Origin of the sequence: Synechococcus sp. BDU 130192 (genome assembly GCF_963876085.1) — a bacterium.
In the GTDB taxonomy this organism is placed as follows: Bacteria; Cyanobacteriota; Cyanobacteriia; order Cyanobacteriales; family MRBY01; genus MRBY01.
In genome coordinates this window covers 54,925-72,235 of record NZ_CAWNNO010000007.1, presented here as the reverse complement: position 1 = coordinate 72,235, position 17,311 = coordinate 54,925, and the positions used below count along the sequence as shown (strand labels likewise).

General features: G+C 51.3%; 18 protein-coding genes. 11 read left to right on the top strand and 7 right to left on the bottom strand.

Annotated elements, in window-relative coordinates:
• The 3 genes from AACT35_RS03115 to AACT35_RS03105 form a co-directional block, all read right to left on the bottom strand.
• A partial coding sequence (locus tag AACT35_RS03115) for a hypothetical protein (RefSeq protein WP_143596778.1) occupies positions 1 to 334 on the bottom strand: 334 nt, incomplete at its 3' end.
• A 107-nt stretch (positions 335 to 441) separates the two neighbouring features.
• On the bottom strand, positions 442 to 1,284 hold the full coding sequence (locus tag AACT35_RS03110) for an SWIM zinc finger family protein (RefSeq protein WP_099239154.1): 843 nt from the start codon (positions 1,282 to 1,284) through the stop codon (positions 442 to 444).
• A 69-nt stretch (positions 1,285 to 1,353) separates the two neighbouring features.
• Positions 1,354 to 2,139, bottom strand: coding sequence for a M15 family metallopeptidase (locus AACT35_RS03105; RefSeq protein WP_173867237.1), 786 nt, complete (start codon positions 2,137 to 2,139; stop codon positions 1,354 to 1,356).
• Positions 2,140 to 2,274: 135 nt separating this feature from the next.
• Between AACT35_RS03105 and AACT35_RS03100 the strand changes: the two genes are divergently transcribed.
• Complete coding sequence (locus AACT35_RS03100; protein WP_099239152.1) at positions 2,275 to 3,210, top strand: AEC family transporter; 936 nt, start codon at positions 2,275 to 2,277, stop codon at positions 3,208 to 3,210.
• Here the strand turns inward: AACT35_RS03100 and aroC are convergent.
• Positions 3,207 to 4,301 (bottom strand): chorismate synthase, encoded by a 1,095-nt coding sequence (gene aroC, locus AACT35_RS03095; protein ID WP_099239150.1) that lies wholly within the window; start codon positions 4,299 to 4,301, stop codon positions 3,207 to 3,209. The two genes, AACT35_RS03100 and aroC, sit on opposite strands and share 4 nt — an antisense overlap.
• Before the next feature lie 197 nt (positions 4,302 to 4,498).
• Here aroC and AACT35_RS03090 point away from each other — a divergent pair, with 197 nt between their 5' ends.
• The gene (locus AACT35_RS03090; RefSeq protein WP_099239148.1) at positions 4,499 to 5,527 is read left to right on the top strand and encodes an ABC transporter permease; all 1,029 of its coding nucleotides are present in this window, start codon (positions 4,499 to 4,501) and stop codon (positions 5,525 to 5,527) included.
• Here AACT35_RS03090 and AACT35_RS03085 read toward each other — a convergent pair whose 3' ends face one another.
• Positions 5,528 to 6,391 carry an energy-coupling factor transporter transmembrane component T family protein gene (locus AACT35_RS03085; protein WP_041443581.1) on the bottom strand — a complete coding sequence of 288 codons (864 nt, stop codon included), beginning with the start codon at positions 6,389 to 6,391 and terminating at the stop codon, positions 5,528 to 5,530.
• A gap of 131 nt (positions 6,392 to 6,522) precedes the next feature.
• Between AACT35_RS03085 and AACT35_RS03080 the strand changes: the two genes are divergently transcribed.
• Entirely contained in the window at positions 6,523 to 7,374 is an 852-nt protein-coding gene (locus tag AACT35_RS03080) for a universal stress protein (protein WP_012307750.1), read from the top strand.
• Between the two features lie 93 nt (positions 7,375 to 7,467).
• On the opposite strand, the gene psbM is transcribed toward AACT35_RS03080, so the two are convergent.
• Together psbM and AACT35_RS03070 are read right to left on the bottom strand one after the other, a co-directional pair.
• The gene (psbM, locus tag AACT35_RS03075) at positions 7,468 to 7,572 is read right to left on the bottom strand and encodes a photosystem II reaction center protein PsbM (RefSeq protein ID WP_012307751.1); all 105 of its coding nucleotides are present in this window, start codon (positions 7,570 to 7,572) and stop codon (positions 7,468 to 7,470) included.
• Positions 7,573 to 7,704: 132 nt separating this feature from the next.
• Positions 7,705 to 8,001, bottom strand: coding sequence for a 2Fe-2S iron-sulfur cluster-binding protein (locus tag AACT35_RS03070; protein ID WP_012307752.1), 297 nt, complete (start codon positions 7,999 to 8,001; stop codon positions 7,705 to 7,707).
• A 172-nt stretch (positions 8,002 to 8,173) separates the two neighbouring features.
• Here AACT35_RS03070 and AACT35_RS03065 point away from each other — a divergent pair, with 172 nt between their 5' ends.
• The 8 genes from AACT35_RS03065 (at position 8,174) to AACT35_RS03030 (ending at position 17,309) form a co-directional block, all read left to right on the top strand.
• The gene (locus tag AACT35_RS03065) at positions 8,174 to 10,144 is read left to right on the top strand and encodes a flavin-dependent dehydrogenase (RefSeq protein WP_099239146.1); all 1,971 of its coding nucleotides are present in this window, start codon (positions 8,174 to 8,176) and stop codon (positions 10,142 to 10,144) included.
• Between the two features lie 39 nt (positions 10,145 to 10,183).
• Positions 10,184 to 10,924: an HAD family hydrolase gene (locus AACT35_RS03060; RefSeq protein WP_099239144.1), complete on the top strand. Its 741-nt coding sequence runs from the start codon at positions 10,184 to 10,186 to the stop codon at positions 10,922 to 10,924.
• Positions 10,925 to 10,929: 5 nt separating this feature from the next.
• Positions 10,930 to 11,985: a metallophosphoesterase family protein gene (locus AACT35_RS03055; protein WP_099239142.1), complete on the top strand. Its 1,056-nt coding sequence runs from the start codon at positions 10,930 to 10,932 to the stop codon at positions 11,983 to 11,985.
• A gap of 75 nt (positions 11,986 to 12,060) precedes the next feature.
• Positions 12,061 to 12,261: a hypothetical protein gene (locus tag AACT35_RS03050; protein ID WP_012307757.1), complete on the top strand. Its 201-nt coding sequence runs from the start codon at positions 12,061 to 12,063 to the stop codon at positions 12,259 to 12,261.
• Positions 12,262 to 12,338: 77 nt separating this feature from the next.
• Positions 12,339 to 12,911 carry a Uma2 family endonuclease gene (locus AACT35_RS03045; protein ID WP_099239140.1) on the top strand — a complete coding sequence of 191 codons (573 nt, stop codon included), beginning with the start codon at positions 12,339 to 12,341 and terminating at the stop codon, positions 12,909 to 12,911.
• 161 nt (positions 12,912 to 13,072) lie between these two features.
• Positions 13,073 to 13,897 carry a tetratricopeptide repeat protein gene (locus AACT35_RS03040; protein ID WP_254048003.1) on the top strand — a complete coding sequence of 275 codons (825 nt, stop codon included), beginning with the start codon at positions 13,073 to 13,075 and terminating at the stop codon, positions 13,895 to 13,897.
• Positions 13,898 to 14,004: 107 nt separating this feature from the next.
• Positions 14,005 to 16,263, top strand: a complete 2,259-nt coding sequence (dnaK, locus tag AACT35_RS03035; RefSeq protein ID WP_012307760.1) for a molecular chaperone DnaK — start codon at positions 14,005 to 14,007, stop codon at positions 16,261 to 16,263.
• 98 nt (positions 16,264 to 16,361) lie between these two features.
• Positions 16,362 to 17,309, top strand: coding sequence for a DnaJ C-terminal domain-containing protein (locus AACT35_RS03030; RefSeq protein WP_030006610.1), 948 nt, complete (start codon positions 16,362 to 16,364; stop codon positions 17,307 to 17,309).
• Positions 17,310 to 17,311: the final 2 nt, after the last annotated feature.

Below are 17,311 nucleotides of genomic sequence, written 5' to 3'. Positions count from 1 at the left end.
CGGTACGGGGTTGGATGGTGGCGGCCAGGATCGGCGGTTCTAGGGTATCCGGGACGGTGTGATCCTTCAGGCTTGCTGTTTCTGCCGGGGCCGGATTTTTTGCGGCGGCAAGTTGCGTTTCCAGGGTGGCAATTTTGCCTTGATACTCTTGCTGTAAGGTGGCGATCGCCTCCCGCAACCGTTGCTCGTGGTTGGTTTCGCTGGTTTGTAGATCTCGTCGCAGTTGACTCAGTTCCGTTTCTAAAGTGCCCAGCCGATTCAGATCGTCTTTTTTGACGAGGTAAAACGCCCCCGCACCAACACCACAACCAATCACAAAGGGAATAATCCACATAATTTCAATACACTCCAGGCAAAACCACTAAAAAAAACAGATCGATTGTGACCTTTTTGCTGTATTTCAAGGCAATCGGCTTTTGATTTTAGCGAATTTTTCTGGATTTAGGCTGATTCGCTCGCATTCAACCCCTGTAAAGCCTGCATTAACCCCTTTTGACTAGCCATGCCATAGACATAATTGAGGTAACTTTGGAAAGCTTGGGCATCCTCTGGATTAAGGGCGATCGCCCCCAAAAGATCGAGGCTCGTGGTGCCATCAGTGGGCGGCGTAATCACAACCAAATCTGGATCGAGGGGATGATCATATTGCCAGAACTGTTTAATATCAATGGTTTCCGGGTTCTGTTGCGGTTGGGATATTTCAATTTCTGCTTGGTCATGGCTGGGTAAATTGGTCGCAGTTGCCGTGGCGAAATGTTGCCGTCGGTAGTCCCGGAGTGCATCAAGGATTTGTTGCTTGGTGCGGCCCCGCAGTTGAAAAATCACAAAGGGATCTTCGTTAAAGCGATCGCCGAGTTGATAATAAACCGCGCCAATGTGCTTACAGGGGTTGGCTTTATCGGGGCAAGTACAGCGGGAGTGAATATCCGCCAGGGTAAAGGGAAACAAATTTAAACCATTTGCCGTGAAGACCTGCTCAATGGCCGCCGGCATTTCCCCGGCTAGCAGTTGGGCCGAAAAGAGTGCCTTTTGGGCTAAACTTTCCACCACATAGCCCCAAGCTTCGTCACTAAAGGGGTCTAGTTTTAAAGAAACGCGGTAGGGTTCTGGTTCGCTCCCCTGCACGAGGGCGATCGCCTGGGCTTCGACGAAATCAATTTGCAACACATTGCCCGCTTTCGCATAGATACGCGCCCGTTCGAGGCGTTTTTTAAAGCGGTAAGAATCCAGTAATTCTAGCCACCGTTGTACCCACCAACGCTGTTGATCGAGGGTTTCTACCATGATCTAATGTTCCTCTGAGAATATGCGCACATCACCTTTTTCTCTCCCAATCGTTTCCCAAGAAAAGGGCTACGGATTCAAATTGCGGGATTTGTAAAACGTTTCCAGACTATCTTGATCCCCCACAAAGCGCCAATGCCAAGGCTCGTAGGCGATGCCCTGGGGATTATCTCGCGGGAAAGACAACTCAAAACTATAACGGGCGGCATTATTTTGGAGCCACTGAAACGCCGCTGTATTTTCAAAATTTTCCTGGAGGTGGGTCGCTGGCAAATTTCCATCCCCTAGATCAATGGCATAGCCCGTATGGTGTTCACTGTAGCGGGGAGGCGCACTCACCTCAGCCCGTTTGGTGGTGTCCTGGGCGCGCTGTTCTTTAATATCAAAAAATAAATATTGTTGCTCTTCGATGGTGCGGAAGGCGGAGAGTAAGGCTAAGTTGATCCCGGCTTGTCTCGCATCGGCCTGCATTTGGAGAAACTTTTCGGCGGCGGCGGGGCGTAATTTCAAGCGACCATCGGCACTCACGGCGACCAGTTCACTGACCTCGGCTTCGGGGTAGGGAAAATGACCGAGAATTTGTTCGCTGGTTTCGGTATCATTGCTGCCTGATTCGGACGGAGAAACATCGCTGGCAAGATCCTCTGGGGCAGCGGGATCTGGGGTGGCCTGGAAAAACTGGCGCGAGGCGATCGCCCCAAACCCGACAATGAGGATTCCCCCCAACCCCAACAAGAGGCGTTGCTTGGGGTTAGATCCTGTGGTTTTTTCGCTTTGTTCTGGATCTTCATCCCGCACGACCTCAGGAATATCAATGTCATCCAGGACAGAGAGGTCATCAAATTCTTCGGACACGCTCAATTCCTACCGCTGCACTCCCTAAATATTTTGTGGTTCTATCTTATGTTGCTTTTTGAAGAATAGGAAAGTTCTCCGGCACAATCATCATCTGGTGTTAGGCTCAAACAAGGATCAAAGGTTAGGGACTCTATGGCAGAATTGCTGCTGCAATTGGCGCTCATCTACGGCAAGTTGGGGCTAGGCATTGGGGGCGGTTGGCTCCTGGGGAAATATCTCCCTGCATCCCTGGGGCACAATCTGGGCAAAGGTCTGTTTTGGTTTGGCATTCCCTTGAGTGTGTTTGGCTTTGTGCGCCAGGTGGATTTGACAGGCACTCTCTGGTTTGCGCCGGTCGTTGCTTGGTTGGCAATGGGACTCTGTTTTGGGGTGGCTTGGCTCTGGTTGCGTTACCGTACCCCCGATTTATCGCTCCCCTCCCAGGGCAGTTTCCTGTTGGTTTCGAGCATTGGCAATACAGGCTATCTGGGCTATCCGATCAGTTTGGCGATCGCCGGGCCAGAAACCTTTGCCTGGGCTTTGTTCTACGACTTACTGGGCAGTCTGTTGTGGGGCTATGGGGTCGGGGTGATGGTGGCCACCTACTACGGCCAGGGGGAAAATCAAACTTGGGGGACGCGCCTGAAAAATATGGGTACCCAGGTAGGCATCAACCCCTCCCTCTGGAGTTTGGTGTTGGGTTTGGCTTGTAAGCCGCTCGTTTTTCCGGAACCTTTGGAATGGAGTTTAGAAATCGCTTCCTGGGTAGTCATTAGTTTGGCGATCATCTTGATCGGGATGCGCCTGGGGGAATTGGAACCGGGCCAAGAAATACCGCCAGTGCGCAGTAGTCTTTTGATCAAAATGGCGATCGCCCCGTTCCTGTTCGGCTTGATCTTGCCCTTTTTTAACCTGCCTAACGTCATTTGCCTGGTGCTGGTGTTGCAGATCGCGATGCCGCCCGCCTTTGCCACCCTGATCGTCAGCGAAACCTATGCCCTCGATCGCCAGTTAGCCGTTAGTTCCCTGGCCACTGGCACCCTACTTTTGTTGGGAACACTGCCCATTTGGCTCTTGTGGTTTCGTTAGCTGAGTGTGCGACACTGCCCTTGGTGCCGCAAGAAATGATCACACAGCACGAGGGCGACCATCGCTTCCACCATCGGTACGGCACGGGGTAACACGCAGGGATCATGGCGGCCTTTGGCGGCGAGGGTTGCTTCTTCACCGGCTCGCGTCGCTGTCTGTTGTTCTTTCCCAATGGTTGCAGTGGGTTTAAAGGCGACCCGCAGGACAATGTTTTCGCCGTTGGAAATGCCCCCTTGGATACCCCCAGAACGGTTGGTTTTAGTGCGGATCTGGCCCTGGTCATCCACGGTAAATTCATCGTTGTGTTCTTGGCCCGTGAGCAAAGTCCCCGCAAAGCCAGAACCAATTTCAAAGCCTTTGCTGGCTGGGAGCGACATGGCCCCTTTGGCTAAATCTGCCTCGAGCTTATCAAATACAGGCATCCCCAGGCCGACAGGGACATTGCGAGCCACACATTCAACCACCCCCCCGATGGAATCCTTTTGCTTGCGAATCTCATCGATCAGGGCAATCATTTTTTCCGCCGCCGCCGCATCGGGACAACGAACAATATTGCTTTCTACTTGCGCAAGGGTGACTTGATTCGGGTCAATATCAACGGCTTCACAGTCTTTGATCCGCTTGACATAGCCGATAATTTCTACCCCGGCCACCTGCTGGAGGATTTTTTTGGCGATCGCCCCCGCTGCCACCCGACCGATAGTTTCCCTCGCCGAAGAGCGACCACCCCCTTCATAGTTGCGAATCCCATACTTCGCATCGTAGGTAAAATCCGCGTGGGAAGGACGATATTTTTCCTTCATTTCCGAATAATCCTTGGAGCGTTGATCTTTATTGCGCACCAAAATTGAAATCGGAGTTCCCGTTGTTTTTCCCTCAAAGACCCCAGACATAATCTCACAGCGGTCGGCTTCGTTCCGAGGGGTTGTAATGCGACTTTGGCCCGGACGACGGCGGTCTAATTCCGCCTGGATTTCCGCTTCAGAAATTTCCACGAGGGGCGGACAACCATCAATCACGACGCCAACGCCACCCCCATGGGATTCACCGTAGGTTGTAATCCGAAATAAATGTCCGAAGCTGTTGCCCATAGGTCTGATCGCAATGATGAAAGAGAAAAATTTGTGCCGAAATTTCAGAAAATTTCGAGACTGTATTGTAACCCAGTTCCCCAACCCTACCGCCTGCCATAACGTTAATTCCCCTCACTAGCCCAGAATAATTTTCTTGAGGAACGACCGCAGTTTCCTATAATTTTTCCAGTTCTATCTCTCCCCACCCATTGCCCATGGCTTCCCGCAGTAAAGCTCTCCAATACTACATCTTGGTGCGTCTGCTCCTGGCTCCCTTGATGCTGTTAACCATTATCACTGTCGTTTTTCTGCTTCTCCGGGCCACCCCAGGCGATCCTGCTGATGCAATCCTCGGCAACCGTGCCCCTGAAGCGACCAAGGCCCTACTCCGGGAACAACTAGGCTTAGATCTGCCCCTCTGGTTACAGTATGTCCGTTACCTCGGCAGCCTATTGCAATTTGACTTAGGGACATCCCTCACCAGTCGCGGCTTACCGGTGTGGGAGGTGATTCAGCAGCATTTTCCCGCAACCGTAGAATTAACCTTGTTTGGCATGATTGTTGCGGTGGTGGTGGGGGCTGGCGTGGGGATGATTGCAGCCTCCCGCCAAGGCACTTGGTTGGATGTAGGCGGGCGATTATTTGGGATTATCACCTACGCACTGCCTTTGTTCTGGATGGGAATGGTGGTGCAACTCATTTTTTCGGTGCAGTTGGGGTGGTTTCCCCTGGGGACACGCTTTCCGTTGGATGTGCCCTCACCGCCCACCTTGTCGGGCCTCTATACCCTCGATAGTCTGCTCACGGGAAGTTTTTTGCAGCTCAGAACGGCTTTGTACTATTTGGTGTTGCCCTGCTGTACGTTGGGAATCCTCTTGAGTGGTATTTTTGAGCGCATTGTGCGGGTTAATCTGCGCCAAACGTTACAGTCGGACTATGTCGAAGCGGCACGGGCCAGGGGTATTCCTGAACGAAAAATTCTCTGGAACCATGCCCTGAAAAATGCGCTCATTCCGGTAATCACGGTCTTGGGTTTAACCTTCGCGGCTTTGTTGGGAGGAGCGGTTTTAACGGAAGTGACATTTTCCTGGCCAGGTTTGGGGAATCGTCTTTATGAGGCAATTTCCCTGCGGGATTATCCAACGGTCCAGGGGATTATGGTGTTTTTCGGGGCGATTGTGGTGGTGGTCAGTCTGGTGATTGATATTGTGAATGCGTTGATCGACCCACGGATTCGCTACTAACTAGCCCCAGAGGAAGCGCAATGACCAAAAGGGCAGCAGCAACACAAGGATCAGCCAATCCCAACGGTGGAAGCGCAGTTGATGCCAACGGACAAGGTGCTGATTTGGACTAGTGAAGCCCCGGATATCCATCGCCGTTGCCATTTGTTCAGCTCGCATCAGGAGATTTTCGAGGAGTTTTTCGGAGACCATCAGCCACAGTTGAGCACTCTGTTTGAACCCTAGGGTCTTCCAGGCGATCGCCCTTGTGCGGACTGAACGCGTTAAATTCTGAATTTCCTCCAACACAAGGGGAATAAACCGGAGCGAGAGGGTCAGGGTAAGCAAAATTTCTGTCACCGGAACCTTGAGTCGGCGTAGCGGCCCCAGGAGAAACTCTAAACCCGTGGTAATTTCTTCCGCTGCCGTGGTCAACAGATAGAGATTGGTGCTGTAGAGCAACGTAAAAATTTGTGTACTGAGCTTAATGCCCAGATCGAGTTTGAGGCGCGTGACGGAGATAAATTTAAACTGCCACACCACATATTCATAGTTTTGCTGAATATCTAGATCCTCTGCCGGTAAACGGGGCTGATGATCAAGCACCAAGCCATCGGGGGTGATTAACGTAACCCCAAACAACACCAAACAAAAAATCAACAGCAACCCCATCTGTTGTTTCCAGACCCGCAAGGGAATTAATGCCGTTAGGGTGATCGCGATTAATAACCCCACCAAACCCAAGCGCCACAGGTTGTTCGCCAAAATCGGCCCAATCAAAAAACTCATCAACCAAGCGAGTTTTACCCGGGGGTCTAGTCGGTGGAGCCAGGTTTGGGGCTGCTCCAGATATAACCCAATGGGCAGCGATCGCATCAAATCCATCGTGGTGAAAATTCCGTAAAAAAATCAACTTCCATTATGTAATAAGCCTTAAAATTTCCCGCCCTCAGAAGGGAGTATGCTGGATCCTAGGGATAAAAGCCCATTTGAAAAACCCCGTTAACAGTCGTCCCATGATTAGAAAAATTCTCTTCGCTGATTCTGGCACTGGGCAAGTCCAGGATATGTTGAAAAACTTGCTCAAGCTCCCTGCCTTCAAAGACACTAGCATTAATATTCTCCATGTTGTGAAGGAAGAGCTGACTCCCGACATCGAACAAAAAGGCTACGAAACCGGTGGTAAGCTCCTCGCCCAAGCGATCCAAGACCTCAAGCTCGATCCTGGCAACGTTAACACCATCCTGCGCCAAGGGGACCCTAAAGACGTGGTCTGCAAAGTCGCCGATGAGATTGATGCCGACCTAATTTTAATGGGCTCCCGGGGACTCAAACGGCTACAGTCGATCCTCGCTAATTCTGTGAGTCAATACGTCTTCCAGCTCACCAATCGCCCGATGCTCCTGGTTAAGGATGACATCTATGTGCGCACAGTCAAAAAAGTCATGGTCGCCATCGATAAATCCGATGCAGCAATGTATGGTTTGGATCTAGCCCTGCAAATGCTGCGGGATTATGGTGGCTGCGAACTGCTGCTCCTGCGGGTTAACCCTGATTTACCAGGGAATCTTTCCCTTTCCCAAGCAGAAATGGACGCGAATCCGGCCCTCGCCCCAGCGATTCAACGGGCTAAACAAATGGGCATTGCGTACAAAACGTTAGTCGTTGGGGGTCGTCCTGGGGCCACGATCTGTAATGTCGCCAAAGACCAAAACATTGACTTGTTAATCCTAGGTTCCCCAGACCGCCGTCCTTCCATTGCTAAGAGTATGCCTGACCTGGATCGCTTACTGGGCACGTCTCTATCGGACTATGTGCGGGTCAATGCGCCTTGTCCTGTGCTCTTAGCTCGGACTGATGCCAGCTAAAAAGAAAATCAATTCACAGCCATAAAAAAGGGGGCGATCGCCAAGGATCTGTCCCCCATTGTTTTTTATCGTGTTTTTTTAAAATGGTTTTTCTTAGGAAGCCGTTTTGTTGGTCTGGATATAAAGGATCAACAAAAAAACGGTGGGTACGAGTACAAAAAGAATCGTTGCAATGAAACCGAGATCGTTAACTTGCATTGAATAATCGCCTCTTCATCGAGCTAGATCACAATGATATCAAGAATATCACCTCTAGCTCCTTACCAGGGGCGATCGCCACGGGGATTCCCAAAGAATATCTTCCTAAACAAAAAACCAAAGAGGCTGCCCTTAGGGTTTGGTTTTTACAACAACATCCCCATGGGCCAAGGTTTGGCAAGCAAGGCGATAGCTGGGGGGCTTACGCTTGAGACGCCGCTTCTCAAAATCAGTCTTGGGCGACAGGTTTTCCATCCCCTCCAGAATCTCGACAATGCAGGTTCCGCATTGGCCAACACCACCGCAATTCATCAATTTTCCGCCGAAAGTGTACAAATCCACGCCATTTTGCAGGGCTTTTTCCCGTAAATTTGCACCATCTGCCGCAATCACGTCCTTATTTGCCGGAACGTAGGTGATATTAGCCATGAACCCTCCTGTGTTGAATAAATGATCAATTCTATTTTAACAAGGTTAAGTTTTTATAAGAAAAATTACGAACCCAACGCTGTTTTCTCGATCCTAAGGCCTTTCCCTTGGGCAAATCAAAGCGGGTATGATAATCCAGAGTGACATCACCCCTCACCCATCTGTAATTTCCATGGAAGAACTGCTTTATCTCGAAGTCCCTACCCCCGACACTGACAAAGTTTGCCATTGGCTACAGACCAGTTGGCAACCCCGACACGGAGAGAAGCAGCAGACCCCCACTGGCATTCGCCTAGTCGCCAATGGGGCCGAACTCTCGATTTTCACCTGGAATGTGCAGCGTACCACCTACTTAAAAGTATTTGCCTGGGCGTCAGGATTTCCCCAGCCCCAGAGTCTTTGTCGCCAACTCAAATCAGATTTAGAACAGGCTTTCCCCAATCAGTACCCAGCCCCCCCTGAAATTCAACCAGGCCAATCCATTTTTGATGCTTTGGCCGCAGATTATCCGAAAACAGTCGAATATTTCCAGAAATTTCCCCAGGGGGAGTTTGACTTGCAGCGGGCCTATTGGTGGGAAAAACGCTGGCGGGAAACGGTGAAAAATCCCCAAGCGCCCCAACCCGTTATTTTTGAAAAAAATCAGCCCGCCGATCCCCAGTTCGCCCAATATGATTTGGTTTACATTGGTGGCGCTTTAGGGGTGATCCATGCTGCTGTTATGGCACGACTGGGTTACAAAGTGCTGTTAATTGAGCGGTTGCCCTTTGGCCGGATGAACCGGGAGTGGAATATTTCCCGCAGTGAACTCCAAAGCCTGATTAATCTGGGCTTGTTTGATGAAACAGAAATTGAAACCTTAGTTGCCCGTGAATATAAAAATGGGTTTAACAAGTTTTTCGATGGGAATAATCCATCCCACCTCAAGGCGAATATTCTCTACACACCGACGGTGCTGAATATTGCCGTAGCTTCGGAACTGTTGCTCGAAAAATGTGGTGAAAAACTACGGGCTGCTGGGGGCGAAATTTGGGATCAGACGGAATTTGTGCGGGCAGATATTGGCCGAGAACGGGCGCAGATTTTCACAAAATCATTGGCGACCGGAGACGAAAAAATTGTTCAGGCGCGGCTGCTGATGGATGCGATGGGGACGGCTTCTCCCATTGCGGCGCAGTTGAACCAGGGACGTCCTTTTGATAGCGTTTGTCCGACGGTAGGGGCCGTGGTAAAGGGGTTTGACCCGGCGGTGTGGGATAGCGAATATGGGGATGTTTTAAATTCCCATGGGGATATTTCCCGGGGCAGACAGTTAATTTGGGAGTTGTTTCCGGGTCAAGGGGACGAGATGACGATTTATCTGTTCCATTACCACGAGGTAAACCCGGAGAATCCGGGGTCTTTGTTGGAAATGTACGAAGATTTTTTTAGCATTTTGCCGGAGTACCGCCGCTGTGACATGGCCCAACTCACCTTTGAGAAGGCGACGTTTGGTTATATTCCGGGTTATTTCAATGTGGGCGCAGGCGATCGCCAAGTGGCCTTTGATCGACTCCTCGCCATTGGGGATGCGGCTTCCCTCCAGTCTCCGCTGGTCTTTACGGGGTTTGGTTCCCTGGTACGCAATTTAGACCGTCTGACAAAACTGCTGGATATTGCCCTCCAAAAAGATCTCCTCGACCAGCAGAATTTGAGCAAGATCCGCGCCTACCAAAGTAATATTGCGGTGACTTGGCTCTTTTCTAAGGGGATGATGGTGCCGACGGGGATGAAGTTACCGCCCCAACGGATCAATGCCATGTTGAATACCTTCTTTGGGCTTTTAGCGGATTCCCCCCCAGAGGTGGCCGAGACCTTTATTAAAGACCGCACCAGTTGGCTGATGTTCAATAAGCTGGCCCTGGTTGCGGCCCGCCAAAATCCGGCATTGCTGGTGTGGATTTGGCAAATGGCTGGGGCAAAAGACTTTATCCGCTGGGTCGGTGCTTATTTTGCCTTTAGTTTTGATGCGGTGTTGAGTCTGCTGTTGATGGGTTGGTTACCCCAGTGGCTCGAAAACTCGGAAGCTTGGCTATCGGAAAAATACCCTTCCCTCTGGCTGAGTCTGCTCAGTTTAAAATATCGGCTCACCGTCGGCACCTAAAATGTTATTGACCTTGGCAACGGATTAGCGGCATTTACGATGATTACAGTGCAAGTGGGCGATCGCCTTTTTGAAAACATTACGGGAATCATTTTTGATAAAGATGGCACCCTCGCCGACTCCCAAAACTACCTGCGGGAACTGGCCCAAAAACGCGCCCGGTTAATCGATGCCCAAATTCCTGGGGTGGGAGAACCGCTCCTGATGGCCTTCGGGATGGTGGATGGAGTGCTTGACCCGACGGGCTTAATGGCGGTGGGCAGTCACCCAGAAAATGCGATCGCCGCCGCTGCCTACATTGCCGAAACGGGGCGCAGTTGGTTTGAAGCCCTTGACATTGCCAAAAAAGCCTTTGCCGAAGCAGAAGAAATCCTTGGCGATCGCAGCGACACCTCACCGCTGTTTACCGGCAGCCTAGAGGTGCTGAAATTTTGCCATGATGCCGGGCTGAAGCTGGGCATTCTCTCCATGGACAGCACCGCCAATGTGGAAATTTTTGTGGAAACCTACCAGTTGCAAGACTATATTCAGCTAAAAATGGGTGCAGAGTTTGGCCTCAAGCCCGACCCAGCCTTATTTTTGCAAGCCTGTGCAACCTTAGGCACTGAGCCACGTCAAACCCTAATGATTGGCGATGCCCCAGGGGATATTCAAATGGCCAAGGCGGCAGGGGCCGCGGGCACCGTGGGAATTTGTTGGGGAGATGCTACCCAAGCGCACCTAGAAACAGCGGATGTGGCGATCGCCAACCTCGATGACGTGAAAATTTTGCGGGGCTAAAACCAATGCACGGGAATCGACGACAGTTTTTAACCTATGGGGGCTTGGCCCTAGGGAGTTTACTTATTTCGCGTGGGATTATTGCAAAATCTCAGGCGATCGCTAATCCTGTACCAACTGCTCTCAATACCCCAGCCCCAGGGGAGACGCGCCTGGTGGTGATTAGCGACCTGAACAGCGCCTATGGTTCCACGGATTATCTGTCCCAAGTGAAACGGGCGATCGCCTTGATTCCTGATTGGCAACCGGATCTAGTGCTCTGTGCGGGCGATATGGTCGCAGGCCAAAAAAGTAGCCTCACCCCAGCCCAGCTCACCGCCATGTGGCAAGTCTTTGAACGATACATTGCCCAACCCCTGCGCCAAGCAAACATTCCCTTCGCCTTCACCCTAGGGAACCACGATGCTTCCGGCTCCCTTCGTGATGGAGAATATGCCTTTGCCGCAGATCGTCAGGCGGCCAGTCAATATTGGCGCAACCCTGCCCATACTCCGACCCTAGACTTTGTTGACCGTCGTCATTTCCCTTTCTATTACAGCTTTACTCAAAACGATATTTTTTATTCTGTGTGGGATGCTTCCACCGCCCGCATTAGTCCAGCACAGTTGGCTTGGATCGAAGCCAGTCTTGCCAGTGACCAAGCCCAACGGAGTCGTTTACGGTTCGCCCTAGGCCATTTATCCCTTTATCCCGTCGCTTCGGGCAGCCGCTCAGAACCAGGAAATTATCTCTATGATGGCGATCGCCTCCAGGCTCTGCTCGAAAAATACAACGTCCACACCTACATCAGCGGTCACCAACACGCTTACTATCCCGCTCACCGGGGGCAATTGGAACTGCTCCATACTGGTGCTTTAGGAGATGGGCCGCGTTCTCTAGTTCAAGGCAATCTTTCCCCCTACCGGAGCCTTACGATGATTGATATTCCCAGGGGCGGCACAAACTTGCGCTACACCACCTACAACATGGATCGCCTGACTGTGGTTGATCACGGCACTTTACCCGGCAGTTTGAATACTCCGAGGGGACATTTGCAACGTCGCGATTTACGGGCCACTTGAGCAAGATATCTGGCGATCGCCAACCTGGATGCGCTAAAAATTACCTAGACTGTCGGGATTTGAGGAGAAAAACAAATGCAAGTTTGGTTAACGAGTGTTGTCGTCCTGTTTATCGCAGTGCAAATTTTTCAGCTGATCAAAGGATTTTTTGTGCCCTTACCTTTCTACATTTTGGGGGGCGCTTTTTTGGCGATCGCCTCCAACTATGACAAAGGCATCATGACCGTCTTCAAATCAAAGGAATCACCCGACGACCAAAGCAACACCAAATCCTAATCGCTAAGGCAATCTGCGCGAAAAACTTATGTTAGCTTGAAGGCAAGGCAAGCGGTAAAGCCCCAGGTAAAAAAACCATGACCCCACAAACATTGGCAAAACCCATTTCCCCCGAAGCCTATTTAGCCCAAGAGGAACAGGCAAGCGATCGCCACGAATATATCCAAGGAGTGATTAAACCCATGGCTGGTGGGACACCAACACACCATAAACTCGCGTTCAATACGGCGATTACTTTAAAAATTGCCCTCAAAAAACAAGCCTATGAAATCTTCCATGCAGATCAGCGACTCTGGATTCCTTCCCAGCAAATTTATACCTATCCCGATGTGATGGTCACTGGCAAGCCCTTGGTGTTGCAGGAGGGGCGAAAAGATACCGTTTTAAATGCCTGCCTCATTGCCGAAGTGCTTTCCCCTGCGACAAAAAACTATGACCGCAGCGAAAAGTTCCATTACTATCGCTCTATCCCAGAGTTTCAAGACTATCTGCTCATCGAACCGGAGCAGTTATTTGTGGAGCATTACCATCGCCAAGGCCCGAAACAATGGAGCCTCACGGAATACACGGCCATTGATGAAATGATTCACCTTGTTTCCATCGACTGCGATCTGGCCCTGGCCGACATTTACGAAGACATCGAATTGTAATTTTGCTTATTCGCCATGGCAAATGTGTGGGAATGCGGTAAGTTAGGCGATCGCCACCAATCATCAAACTAATGCAAAGTCTTAAGGACGGGAACTTAACGCTGTCATAGCCCTCTAAGATGGAACTAGGTAACTATGCGCAGCCCCGAACGAAAATTCCCATGAACAGCAGCACCCCTTGGATCCTTTTGGGAACAGTCCTCCTCCTCGGCTCCGGCACCCCCGGACTGTCCCAGACCGCCCCTGAAACAAGCAATAACGCCGCCAACGCGATCCAACGGTATAACGCAGGGGTTGATGCCCTCACCCAAGGGAATTTTGAGGGGGCGATCGCCGAATTTTCAGCGGCCATTAACCTCGACGAATCTGACCCCGACGCCTACTACAATCGCGGCTACAGCTACCATGTCCTGGGGGAATACCAGGCGGCCTACGATGACTATAGCCAGGCGATCCAGCTCAAACCCGAATTTGCCGACGCCTACGGGAACCGCTGTTACGCCGCCTATTTGCTCGACAACTATGAACAGGCGATCGCCGATTGTGACCAAGCGATTATCCTCAAAAATAACAATCCAGATTTTTTCATTAACCGGGGCAACGCCTACGACGATCTCGCGCTTCAGGCCCGCAACGCCAACCAAACCGAACTCGCCAACGGTTACCATGCCAAGGCGATCGCCGACTACAATGCAGCCCTGACCCTCCGGCCCAACTATTTCAAGGCCTACTACAATCGCGCCCTGGCCCACAACCGTTTTGAAAATCACACCGCCGCCCTCCAGGACTACACCGCTAGCATTACTGGCAATCCTGAATTCGCCGAAGCCTACTACAACCGCGCCATTACCCACTACAAACTCGATAATCTCGAACAGGCGATCGCCGATATGACCGAAGCTGTCTCCCTTTTCGAGCAGCAAAACCAAGCCACAAACCAAACCCAAGCCCTCAAAATTCTCGAAAGCCTCCAAGGTCAGCTCTGAAATTCCCCAATCGCTCCGATAAAATAAAGGGCAAATATTGTTAACAATCGTGGCGCAACCTAATATATATAGATTGTCGGGCCACACCAAGGAGAATCAAAAAACGCATGGGTAGAGTAGTCGGCATCGATCTAGGAACCACAAATTCCGTCGTTGCAGTGATGGAAGGCGGCAAACCCCTTGTCATTGCAAATTCCGAAGGAGCCAGAACCACCCCCTCCGTCGTTGGCTTTAACAAAGATGGCGAACTCCTCGTCGGCCAAATGGCGCGCCGTCAAGCCGTACTCAACCCCCAAAACACTTACTACGGCGTCAAACGTTTCATGGGTCGCCGCTACAGCGAACTCACCCCCGAATCCAAACAAGTCCCCTATACCATCCGCCGCACCGAAACCGATACCGTCAAAATTCGCTGTCCCCGTCTCCGCCAAGAATTCGCCCCCGAAGAAATTTCTGCCAAAATTATTCGCCGCCTTGCCGACGAAGCCGAACGTTACCTCGGTGAACCCGTCACAGGCGCTGTAATCACCGTACCCGCCTACTTCAACGATGCCCAACGCCAGGCAACCCGTGATGCCGGACGTATTGCCGGTCTCGAAGTCCTGCGAATTATCAACGAACCCACCGCCGCCGCCCTTGCCTATGGCTTGGAACAACAAGGCAGTTCCTCCATCCTCGTCTTTGACCTGGGGGGCGGGACCTTCGATGTCTCCGTCCTAGAAGTGGGCGATGGCGTTTTTGAAGTGAAAGCCACCAGTGGCGATACCCAACTTGGTGGGAATGATTTCGATAAAAAAATTGTTGATTGGCTCGCTGAAAAATTCCTCGAAGCGGAAAATATTGATCTGCGCAAAGACCGCCAATCCCTCCAACGACTCACGGAAGCTGCTGAGAAAGCCAAAATCGAACTGTCTGGGGTCACCGTCACTGAAATCAATCTTCCCTTTATTACCGCCACCGAGGAAGGCCCGAAGCACCTCGAAACCCAACTCGACCGTGCCACCTTTGAGAGCCTTTGCGGAGAATTGATTAGTCGTTTGCGTCGCCCCATTAAACGTGCCCTCCAGGATGCAGGCATTAGCCCTGTGCAAATTCGAGAAGTAGTTCTTGTGGGGGGTTCTACCCGTATTCCCCTCGTGCAGGGTCTCGTGCGGAGTTTCATTGACCGCGAACCCAATCAAAACGTCAACCCCGATGAAGTAGTGGCAGTGGGGGCAGCGATCCAAGCGGGGATCCTCGGTGGAGAAGTCAAAGACATTTTGCTCCTTGATGTAACGCCTCTGTCCTTAGGGCTAGAAACCATTGGTGGTGTGACGAAAAAGTTGATTCCCCGGAATACGACCATTCCGGTGCGGCGTTCAGATATTTTTTCGACGGGAGAAAATAACCAAACCGTCGTCGAGATTCATGTCGTCCAGGGGGAACGGGAAATGGCCCAGGGGAATAAATCCCTCGGTCGTTTTAAGTTAACGGGAATTCCGCCAGCGCCCCGTGGGATTCCCCAGGTACAGGTATCCTTTGACATTGATGCCAATGGTATTTTGCAGGTGTCAGCCCGGGATAAAACCACCGGACGGGAACAGAGTATTACGATCCAGGGTTCTTCGACGTTAACGGACAGTGAAGTGAACCGGATGATGCGGGATGCAGAGCAATTTGCCCAAGAGGATCGAGAGCGACGGGAGAAGGTTGAAAAACGGAACCGGGCCAAAGCCTTAACGGATCAAGCCCAACGCAGACTGAAAGAAGTGACCCTTGACTTTGGTAGTCAGTTTGCGAGCTACTATCGTCGCCGCATTGAGAGTTTGTCCCAGGAAATTTTAGAGAGTCTCAAACAAAATGACGATCGCCGTTTGGATCGCGCCCAGGCGGATTTACAGGATGCGTTGTATGAGCTTAACCGCGAGGTGCGTCTCCAGTATGACCAAGGGGAAGATGATTCTTTCTTTGACACGATTAAGAAAACCTTGATCGGTGACGATGAGGATGATCTGTACTATGATTCCCGTTCTAACTACCGACCAGGGGCTGGCTACCCACCCCAGCGGGGCTATGATGCGCCACCACCCCAACGCAACTATGACTATGCCCCCCGGCCACCCCAAAGACCGCAACCGACCCGCAATTATGATTATGGAGCTGCCCAACCGCGCCAAAATTATGGGGGCGATCGCCCGCTAGATGACCGCTATGGGAATGGTACTGCCCCCCGTCGTCCCGTGGAACCGCCCGCTTCTCGACCACCCCGGCCTACCAGTCGCGATCCCTACGAACAACGGAACGTCTCCCGCAAGTATTACAGCCAAGGCCAAGGGCGCAATATCCCCTACGAAAATGATTGGGACGAGGACGATGAATGGTTCTAGACAGTTGTTTTACTTCGTAATTCCGGCATAATAAACATCACATCTGGGAACAGTGCGCCATTATCTAAGGAGAGAATTCCTCACTCTGTCGCCTAAATATGAACAATTTGCGTAACTATTATGAAATTTTAGGCGTTCCTCGTAATGCCTCTAGTGATGAGATTAAGCGCTCCTTTCGACGGTTAGCGCGGCGCTATCATCCGGATGTCAACCCAGGGGATAAGGTAGCAGAAGAAAAGTTTAAGGATCTCAACGAGGCCTACGAAGTGCTGTCCGATGATGGGCGGCGATCGCAGTATGACCAGTTCACCCGGGCCATGGGGGGAAAATACAGTCGCCCTGGTTTTAACCGCACCAATCGACCCCAGCGCAACGATTTTAGCCAGTTCGCCAATATTGGCAGTGTTAATCCCTTTGGGCCGAAAGACCGACAGCAGACCACCGCCCGGGTCCGGAGCAATAGCTACGAAGATTTTCGCCCCGGCACCACAAAAACAACCAAAGTGGCTACCCCAAAATCCCCTGCTAAACGGGATGTGGAAGCACGTCTCACTCTGCCCCTAGAGAAAGCCTATCGGGGGGGACGAGAACGGATTCGCCTCGAAGATGGGCGATCGCTTGAAGTCGATATGCCGCCCCACATGGTCGATGGCCAGCGCATTCGGTTGCGCAATCAGGGCATCAATGGCGGCAATTTATATCTCAAAATTACTGTGGCTCCCCATCCTTTCTTTGAGGTGCAAGGCGCTGATATTTACTGTCAAGTGCCCCTCAGTCCCAGCGAAGCTATTTTGGGTGGTTCCATCGAAATTCCGACCATTGACGGCCTAGTAAAAATGACCGTGCCCAAGGGGGTTAAACCGGGTCAGCGATTGCGGTTGGCGAATAAAGGGTATCCCCGTAGTTCCGGCTCTCGTGGTGATCAACTGGTAGAAGTGCAGCTCGTTTTACCACCAGAAATTACCGAAGAAGAGCGGGCTTTGTACGAAAAATTACGGGAAGTCGAAAGTTTTAATCCCCGCAAAAATATTTATCAGTATTCGTAAAT